This window comes from Saccharopolyspora sp. NPDC000359 (assembly GCF_040300525.1).
Lineage (GTDB): Bacteria > Actinomycetota > Actinomycetes > Mycobacteriales > Pseudonocardiaceae > Saccharopolyspora.
Genome location: NZ_JBEPDU010000035.1, coordinates 74,738 through 82,932, shown reverse-complemented (window position 1 = coordinate 82,932; position 8,195 = coordinate 74,738). Strand labels below are relative to the sequence as shown.

General features: G+C 72.6%; 7 protein-coding genes and 1 pseudogene. 6 read left to right on the top strand and 2 right to left on the bottom strand.

The annotated features are described in order from the left end of the window. A pseudogene (locus ABT324_RS22105) lies at positions 1–1,561 on the bottom strand (hypothetical protein); the annotation flags it as partial. Positions 1,562–1,858: 297 nt separating this feature from the next. On the opposite strand from ABT324_RS22105, the gene ABT324_RS22100 reads away from it, so the two are divergent. Genes ABT324_RS22100 through ABT324_RS22085 form a run of 4 tightly spaced genes read left to right on the top strand, consistent with a single transcriptional unit; the run spans position 1,859 to position 5,277 of the window. Next, complete coding sequence (locus ABT324_RS22100; protein ID WP_351180643.1) at positions 1,859–3,097, top strand: MFS transporter; 1,239 nt, start codon at positions 1,859–1,861, stop codon at positions 3,095–3,097. Between the two features lie 11 nt (positions 3,098–3,108). Further along, complete coding sequence (locus tag ABT324_RS22095; RefSeq protein WP_351180640.1) at positions 3,109–4,080, top strand: DMT family transporter; 972 nt, start codon at positions 3,109–3,111, stop codon at positions 4,078–4,080. Between the two features lie 6 nt (positions 4,081–4,086). Further along, complete coding sequence (locus tag ABT324_RS22090; RefSeq protein ID WP_351180637.1) at positions 4,087–4,935, top strand: bifunctional methylenetetrahydrofolate dehydrogenase/methenyltetrahydrofolate cyclohydrolase; 849 nt, start codon at positions 4,087–4,089, stop codon at positions 4,933–4,935. Between the two features lie 54 nt (positions 4,936–4,989). Next, a complete protein-coding gene (locus ABT324_RS22085) occupies positions 4,990–5,277 on the top strand; it encodes a DUF3017 domain-containing protein (RefSeq protein WP_351180634.1) in 288 nt (95 codons plus the stop codon). A gap of 22 nt (positions 5,278–5,299) precedes the next feature. On the opposite strand, the gene ABT324_RS22080 is transcribed toward ABT324_RS22085, so the two are convergent. Then, positions 5,300–6,247, bottom strand: a complete 948-nt coding sequence (locus ABT324_RS22080) for an NADP-dependent oxidoreductase (protein ID WP_351180631.1) — start codon at positions 6,245–6,247, stop codon at positions 5,300–5,302. Between the two features lie 93 nt (positions 6,248–6,340). Here ABT324_RS22080 and ABT324_RS22075 point away from each other — a divergent pair, with 93 nt between their 5' ends. Both ABT324_RS22075 and ABT324_RS22070 read left to right on the top strand, forming a co-directional pair. Further along, positions 6,341–6,943 (top strand): TetR/AcrR family transcriptional regulator, encoded by a 603-nt coding sequence (locus tag ABT324_RS22075; RefSeq protein WP_351180628.1) that lies wholly within the window; start codon positions 6,341–6,343, stop codon positions 6,941–6,943. A gap of 425 nt (positions 6,944–7,368) precedes the next feature. Continuing rightward, the gene (locus ABT324_RS22070; RefSeq protein ID WP_351180625.1) at positions 7,369–8,124 is read left to right on the top strand and encodes a GntR family transcriptional regulator; all 756 of its coding nucleotides are present in this window, start codon (positions 7,369–7,371) and stop codon (positions 8,122–8,124) included. The last annotated feature ends 71 nt before the right edge of the window (positions 8,125–8,195 follow it).

Below are 8,195 nucleotides of genomic sequence, written 5' to 3'. Positions count from 1 at the left end.
GGTCGGGCTCGGGTGCCCGCTGGGGCAGGTCCGCCTCCGGCGTGCGCTGCGGGAGTTCCGCCTCGGGCGCGCGCTGCGGCAGGTCCGGTTCCGGAGCTTGCTCGGGTTCCGGTGTGCGCTGCGGCAGGTCCGCCTCCGGTGCCTGCTGGGGTTCCGGTGCGGGGCGCTGCGGGAGCTCCTCGCGGGGCAGGTCCGCCTCCGGCGTGCCCGGGCCGTCCAGGAGCAGGCTGCCGAGCAGGTAGGCGGCGGCGTCGTCGACGCGGGCGAACCGGACGTCCTCACCGCGGCCGGGGCCGGTGGTGACGACCCAGTCCGGGCCCTCCTGGACCAGGCAGCGGGCGTTGTCGCTGTGGCTGCCGATCCGGTATCCGGTGCTGTCCACCCGGAAGCCGGTGAGCCGGTCGTGCAGCTTGGCCAGCACTTCCCCGGTGTCGGGCAGCTCGTCCTCGTCCGCCAGCACGTGCCGCGACCCGCCGGTCTCGACCTCGGGTTCGGCGGTCTCCGGCTCGGCGAGGTCCTGCGGATCGTCCGCGAAGTCCGGTTCCGCGGGGCGGCTCGGCTCCTCGTCGGCGAAGTCCGGGACCTCCGGGGCGGAGCCCTGCGGTTCGTCGGTCAGGTCGTCGTCGGAGTCGGTCGGCTGGTCGAGCAGTTCGCTCACGGCCGCGTCGCGGGTGGCGTCGTCGACCTCGGCCAGCTGGAAGCCGCGGCTGCGGATGTGCGCGACGAACTCGGGTTCCGGCGGCACCCCGTACTGGGCCAGGTAGAAGGCGATCGCACCGGGCCACAGCCAGGTGCCGTCGGTGTGCCAGGTGCTCGGCACGACGGCGGGGCGCTCCGGGTCGAGCTGGTCCTCCTCGTCCTCGCGGGCGGCAAGGACGACCGGGGCGTTCTCCAGGTACTGGCGCAGCTGGGCGATCTCGTGGCTCGGGACCGGCTCGCGCTGGGCGACCACCGGGCGGCCCTGCTCGTCGAAGTCGTCGAAGGTGTTGGCCACCTGGAACCCGGTCGGCTCGTCGACGTCGTCGCGCTCGGGGGCCGCGGGCGGTTCGGCGGCCGGCGGTTCCTCGACGGCGGGGGCCTCCGCGGCCGGTGTCTCGACCGGCACGTCGTTGACCGGGGTCGGGGCGCCGCCGTCGATCCGCTCGCGCATCCAGTCCGGGATGTTCTCCTCGGCGCGCGGGTAGCGGCGCAGCTCGTCGACGTAGGCCGCGCGCGGCAGCGGGCGCTGCCAGCCGGGCTCGGTGTCGAAGTTGATGTCGATGCGGTAGCTGGACGGGCGCTCCACCACGTACAGCGCGCTCAGCCAGGTGCCGACGTCCGGCCGGTACATGCCCTCGCGCAGGCTCTCGAAGATCTCGCGCAGCTCGGCCGGTGGTTCCAGCGGCCGGGAGCTGCCGTCCTGCGCTGCCACCTCACCCAGCAGGTCGTGGTACTCACCGGTGGCGCGGTACTCCACCGTGATCTCCTGCCAGTCCTCGGGAGCACCTTGTAACAGCAGAACACCGATCTTGCGGGCGATCTGCTCCTGCTCTTCCGGACTGATCGCTGTCGGACGCGACATGGGTGACATCCTCCCCCTCTCGACGAGGCAACCCGACTCCACCCCGCCAAGACGCTACTCGACGCGGGCCCGGCCATGTGCGCTGTGTGGGACTTCGGTTCCGTTGGTCCAGGACACGTGCGCGCGTTCAAGATCCATGTCACGGCGTGCGGTGATCTCGTCACGAAAGCCTGCCGCTTCCTCGTCCGGATGAACATCACACCACCAGGTGGATTGGACCAGCGGCCGCCGCCCAGCGGTCAGCGGTCGGTGAAAACCAGTAGCGGTACACCCGTGCCAGAAGCGAGGGTGAGGCACGTGCTGCGTCCTTATCGACTCCTCGCGGCGGTGCCGCACGCACCGAACTTGATGTTCTTCTCGCTGCTGGGACGCCTGCACACCCCGGCGATCGGGATCGTGCTGGCGTTCCTGGTCGTGGACTGGACCGGGTCCTACGCGGTCGGCGGCGTGGTCGGCGCGGTGATCACGGTCGGGCAGGCCATCGCCGGGCCGTCGCGCGGGCGGGCCGCGGACCGCAGCTCGCCGCCGCGGCTGCTGGTGCTGACGGGCCTGGGGTCCGGGCTGGGGATGGTCGCCATCGTCGGCGTGACCAGCTGGGTCGATCCGGCGCAGTGGTGGCTGGTGCTGCCGGTGGCGCTGGCCACCGGGCTGTCGCACCCGCCGATCACGCAGATCGGGCGGGCGATCTGGCCCAAGCTGGCCGACGGCCCGGCGCGCGAGGCGGCTTTCGCGGTCGAGGCGACGCTGCAGGAGCTGCTGTTCGTGGTGGCGCCGATGCTCGCCGCGTTGGCGGTGGCGGTGTGGGGTCCGGTGGTGGCGATGTTCGCCTGCGCGGCGTGGGCGACCTCTGGCGCGGTCCTGTTCGCCGGCGCGCTCCGGCGCGCGGGGGTGACCGAGGGGTTGGGGGAGCGTGGCGCCGGGGCCCGCGAGTCCGGACCGCTGTTCCGGGCGCCGGGGTTCGTCTCGCTGCTCGGCTTCTTCGCGTTCCTGGTCGGCGGGTTGGTCTCGGTCGACCTGGTGCTGGTCGGGTGGGCCCGCGAGCGTGGCGAGCCGGAGCTGGCCGGGGTGCTGGCGATGGTGTGGGCGGTGGGTTCGTTGCTCGGCGGGCTGGTGCTCGGCGGGTGGGGCGGACGCCCCCGGTTGTGGCTGCGGGCCTCGCTGGCCGCGCTCGGGCTGGTGGCGCTGGTGCCGGTGCTGCCGCCGGTCGCCGAGCCAAGCTCCCCGCTGCTGATCGGGGCGGTCCTGCTGGTCGGCGGGACGGCGGTGGCGCCGACGCTGGCCGCCAGCAACGGCCGCTTGGCCGACATCGCGCCGCCGGAGCGGCGCAACGAGGCCTTCGGTTGGATGGCCAGCGCGACCACGTTCGGCGCGGCGGTGGCCGCGCCGCTGTCCGGGATGATGCTCGACCTGGCCGGTCCGGCGGCGGCCGCCGCGGCAGCAGCCGCGCTGGCGCTGGTGGCCGCGGGACTTGTCGCATCTCACAGCGCGCGGGCGTCGCGCGTGGCGCGGGACGCGGAGGAGACTGCGGTCACGTGACCCTTTCGCCTGTGAAACCTTCCGGACCGCACCTGCGGCAGCGCGCGCTCGGCATGGTCGGCGCCGCCGCGGTCGGGGTGCTGCTCGCGGTCCAGGCCCGGATCAACGGGGCGCTCGGGTCCCAGCTGGACGACGGGATCGCGGCCGGGCTGATCTCCTTCCTGTGCGGGTTCGTCGTGCTGTTCGCGGCCTCGCTGCTCGTGCCGCGCGCTCGCCGCGGCTTCCGCAACCTGGCGGGTGAGCTGCGCGCACCGGGCGGCCTGCGGCCGTGGCAGTGCCTCGGCGGGGTGTGCGGCGGGTACCTGGTGTTCACCCAGGGCATGGCCGCGACCGCGCTGGGCGTCGCGATGTTCACCGTCGCGGTGGTGGCCGGGCAGGTCAGCAGCGGGCTGGTGGTGGACCGCCTCGGCCTCGGACCCGCCGGGCCGCAGCGCGTGACCGCGGCGCGGCTCGCCGGTGCGGCGCTGGCCGTGGTGGCGGTGCTGGTCTCGGTGTCCGCGCAGCTGGGCGGTGCGCACGCGAGCTGGCTGGTGCTGCTGCCCGCGCTGGCCGGTGTCGGGCTGGGCTGGCAGGCGGCGGTCAACGGCCGGATGAAGCAGGCGGCGGATTCCGCGGTGTTCGCCGCGATGGTCAACTTCGGGGTGGGCATGACCGCCCTCGCGCTGGCCTTCGTGGTCGAGGCGCTGGTCCGCGGCCTGCCCGAGCTGCCCACCGACGGCTGGCTCTACACCGGCGGTTTCCTGGGCATCTTCGTGATCGGCGGATCGGTCGCGCTGGTCCGCTACACCGGGGTGCTGCTGCTGAGCCTCGGGATGATCTCCGGCCAGCTGGTCGGCGCGCTGCTGCTGGACGTGTTCGCCCCGGCCGCCGGGGGCGGGATCGCGCCGTCCACCGCGGTGGGTGTGCTGCTCACCCTGGTGGCCGTCGGGGTGGCGGCATTGCCGGACCGGGCGGGACGGGACGCGCGCCGTCTGCCACGATGAACAGCCGTGAGCGCGACGATTCTGGACGGCAAGGCCACCAAGGAAGCGATCTTCGACGAGCTGCGGCCCAGGGTCGCCCGGCTCGCCGAGCAGGGCAGCGCCCCGGGACTGGCCACGGTGCTGGTCGGCGACGACCCCGGTTCGCATTCCTACGTGCGCGCCAAGCACAACGACTGCGCCAAGGTCGGCATCGAGTCGATCCGCAAGGACCTGCCCGCCGACGTCAGCCAGGCCGACGTCGAGGCCGTGCTCGACGAGCTCAACGCCGACCCGGCCTGCACCGGCTACATCGTGCAGCTGCCGCTGCCCAGGCACCTCGACGCCGGTCCGCTGCTGGAGCGCATCGCGCCGCAGAAGGACGCTGACGGCCTGCACCCGATCAGCCTCGGTCGGCTGGTGCTGGGCGAGGAGGCGCCGCTGCCGTGCACGCCGCGCGGCATCCTCGAACTGCTGCGCCGCTACGACGTGCCGCTGGACGGCGCGCAGGTCGCGGTCGTCGGCCGCGGCATCACCGTCGGCCGCCCGATCGGACTGCTGCTCACCCGGCGCAGCGAGAACGCCACCGTGACGCTGTGCCACACCGGGACCAAGGACCTCGCCGCCGAGGTGAGCCGCGCCGACGTGGTGATCGCGGCGGCGGGCAAGCCGAACCTGATCACCCCGGACATGGTCAAGCCGGGTGCGGCGGTGCTCGACGTCGGCGTGACCCGCACCGAGGCCGGGCTGTCCGGTGACGTGCACCCGGACGTCGCGGAGGTCGCCGGGTTCCTCTCCCCGAACCCGGGCGGGGTCGGCCCGATGACCCGCGCGATGCTGCTGACCAACGTGGTCGAGGCCGCCGAGCGCGCCTCGTGAGCGCTGATGGTCGTTAGGGCCACCATCGGCGCTCACGACGAGGACGGGAGGAACGTGAGCGAGCAGTTCGGCGGAAGGTCGCGCCTGTCGACGCACGTGCCGTTCGGCCTGGTGCTGCTCATCGCGGCGGTCGGCTTCGTGCTGGTGGCGATGCAGCACTGGCGGCGGGGCGCGACGCTGCTGGCGGTGGCGCTGCTGGTCGCGGCGGCGCTGCGCGCGGTGGTCCCGCCGGAGCGCGTGGGACTACTGGCGATCCGCAGCCGCGCGGTGGACTTCCTGCTCTACAGCGGTTTTTCCGCGATGATCTTCGTGGTGGCGCTGACCATCGACTACCCGCCGTGACGGTGGCCCCGGTCAGCGTCACCTAGAGGTCGATGACGACCTTCCCGTGCACGTGCCGCCCCGCCTGGAGCTCGACCGCGGCGCGGATCTGCTCGACCGGGAAGCGTGCCGCGATCGGAACCCGGAGCCGACCCGCCGCGATCAGACCAGCGATCTCTTCGATGGCGCCCGGCGCTGCGTTGGCGCCGTTCGCGGGCGTGATCCCGTCGACCTGGGCGGCGATGGTGGTGATCCGCTCGTCGGACACGCCGAGTTCGCGGGCCGCCTGCGCTGTGTCCGTCCCGTGTAGGTCCATGCCCGCGGAGACGCCTGCGGGGGCCAGCGCGCGGACCCGGTCGACCAGGCCCTGGCCGTAGGTGACCGGCTCTGCCCCCAGCGATCGCAGGGCATCGGCTGAGGTCGCTGACCCGGTCCCGATCACCCGGGCGCCCGCGAGGCGCGCGAGCTGGACGGCGAACACGCCAACCCCGCCGCCCGCACCACCGATGAGCACCGTGTCGCCCGGGCCCGGGTTGACCACGGCCAGCGCTGCGGCCGCCGTGCAACCCGCGATGGTGAGGGCGGCGGCGGTGTGGTCGTCGACGCCGTCCGGGGTGCGGTGCGCCTCGCCGCCCGCCGCGGTGGACCCCGCCACGTCCACGACGACGTGGTCGGCGACAGAGCGGGACAGGGCACCGCCGAAAACCCGGTCGCCGACCGCGAACTCGCGCACGCCCTGCCCGACCTGGTCCACGACCCCGGCGTAGTCGGTGCCGAACCCGCACGGCAGGCCGAGGCCGAACCGTGTGGCGGTCTCCGGATCGGAGGTCATGAACCAGTCCATCGGATTCAGGCCAGCCGCGGTGACCCGCACGCGGATCTGCCCCGGACCCGCCTGCGGCGCGGGTACTTCGCGGATGCGCAGGGCCTCCGGTCCGCCGAACGCCTCGAACTGGACCGCCCGGCTCGTGGTGGAGCTGGATCCTCCCATGGTCACTGCCTCCTGAAGCAGCTCGCGGAACGCAAACGGACTATGCTCCGTTTTGTTGGACGCCAACCTAGCACAAGTGGAGCGTGATCCGTTTTGGCTTCCGCAGCGGCCCGTCGACCGCGGGCGGACGCGACCCGCAACCGCCAGCAGCTGCTGGACGTGGCGACCCGCCTGTTCGCCTCGGCGGGCACCGAGCCGTCGATGCGCGCGATCGCCCACGAAGCCGGGGTCGGAATCGCCACCCTCTACCGGCACTTCCCGACCCGCGAGTCGCTGGTCGAAGCGGTCTACGAGGACCAGGTCTCGCGACTCACCTCCGGTGCCCGCGAGCTGCTCGCCCAGCTCGACCCGCCTGCGGCGCTGCGCCGTTGGATGGACCTGTTCGGAGAGTGGATCGCGACCAAGAACGGGATGCTCGACACGCTGCTCGCGATGGTGGAATCGGGCGAGATCGCCCATGCCCGCACTCGGACCGAACTGCTCGGTGCCATCGACGAGGTCCTCGAATCCGGACGCACGAGCGGCCAACTCCGCGCCGACGTCCCGGCCGAGGACATCGCCGCCGCCCTCATCGGCATCTTCACCGTGGCCAGCACCCCCAACCACGACCCGCTGGCGGCCCGTCTTCTCGACCTCCTGATGGACGGCCTCCGCCCCCCGGCGCCCACCCGGCCCGAAGCAACCGAACACCCCTGACCGCTCGAAGTCGCACGGTCCGCCAGCACTGGATCCGGAGCGCGAGGAACCTGCAGTTCCAATTGAAACCGCAACGCCAGGCAAACGACGAAAGCTCCTCCTCCTCCTCCGGCCCCCAGCACCCGATCGGGGGCTGGGTGAAGGGCACCTCTCGCCAACTGAGCCGGCGAAAGGCGCCCTTCACTCCTCATGCGAAAGGGTGCTGGTGCGTGGTTGGGCGGGTGGCGGACGGGCGCAGTTTCAATTGAAACTGCGGTGCCCAGCCACGCGGATTCGCAGTTTCAATTGAAACTGCGGGGTTCGGGCGTGTTGGGAGTCCGACATGCCAGTGGTGTGTTGGGGTGGCTCCGGTGGGATCGGCATGGTGAAGTTCGGGGTTTCACGGGGTGGGAGGGGATTCCGGGGGCGCAGTAGGGTGACGGGTTGTGCGCATTGACCACCGGGCGGATCAGCCGGTTCGCGCTGGAATTCCCGAGCACGGGCGGATTCCGCGCTACTACGCCGTGAAGATCGAGCTGCTCGGGTTGGTCGAGGAGCTCGGCGAGGGGGCCGCGCTGCCCAGCGAGCGCGAGCTGGCCGAGCGCTTCGAGGTGTCCCGGGTGACGCTGCGGCAGGCGGTCACCGAGCTGGTGCTCGAAGGCCGGTTGATGCGCAGGCAGGGCAGCCGCACCGTGGTCGCGCCGCCGAAGTTGGTGCAGCCGCTCGCCTTGGCCAGCTACACCGAGGGCGTTCGCTCGCAGGGTCTGGAGCCGGGCCGGACGGTGATCGACGTCGAGACCCGCGCGGCCGACGCGCAGCTGGCGGCGGATCTCGGCCTGGCGCCGGGCGATGACGTGGTGCACGTGGAGCGGGTGCTGCTCGCGGGTGGCGAGCGCGTCGGGCTGGAGTCCAGCTACCTGCCGAAGGACCGGTTCCCGGAGCTGCTGGCGGATTTCGACCCGACCGGCTCGCTGTACGCGTTCCTGCGGGAGGAGCTGGGCGTGCGCTTCGGCGAAGCGGAGGAGCGCATCGAGACGGTCCTGGCCACACCGCGCGAGGCGCTGCTCATCGGCACCAACCCGGCGACCCCGATGATCCTGCTGCACCGCAGGTCCTGGACACCCGACGGCGAACCGATCGAACGCGTCCGCTCCCTGTTCCGCGGCGACCGCTTCAGCTTCGTCACGCACCTCCGCGACTGACCGGGCCATCGGGAAATGTCACGAGAAGGTAACTGATCTAGTCCTTCGGTCGGTGTTCACCTGGGGTTCGG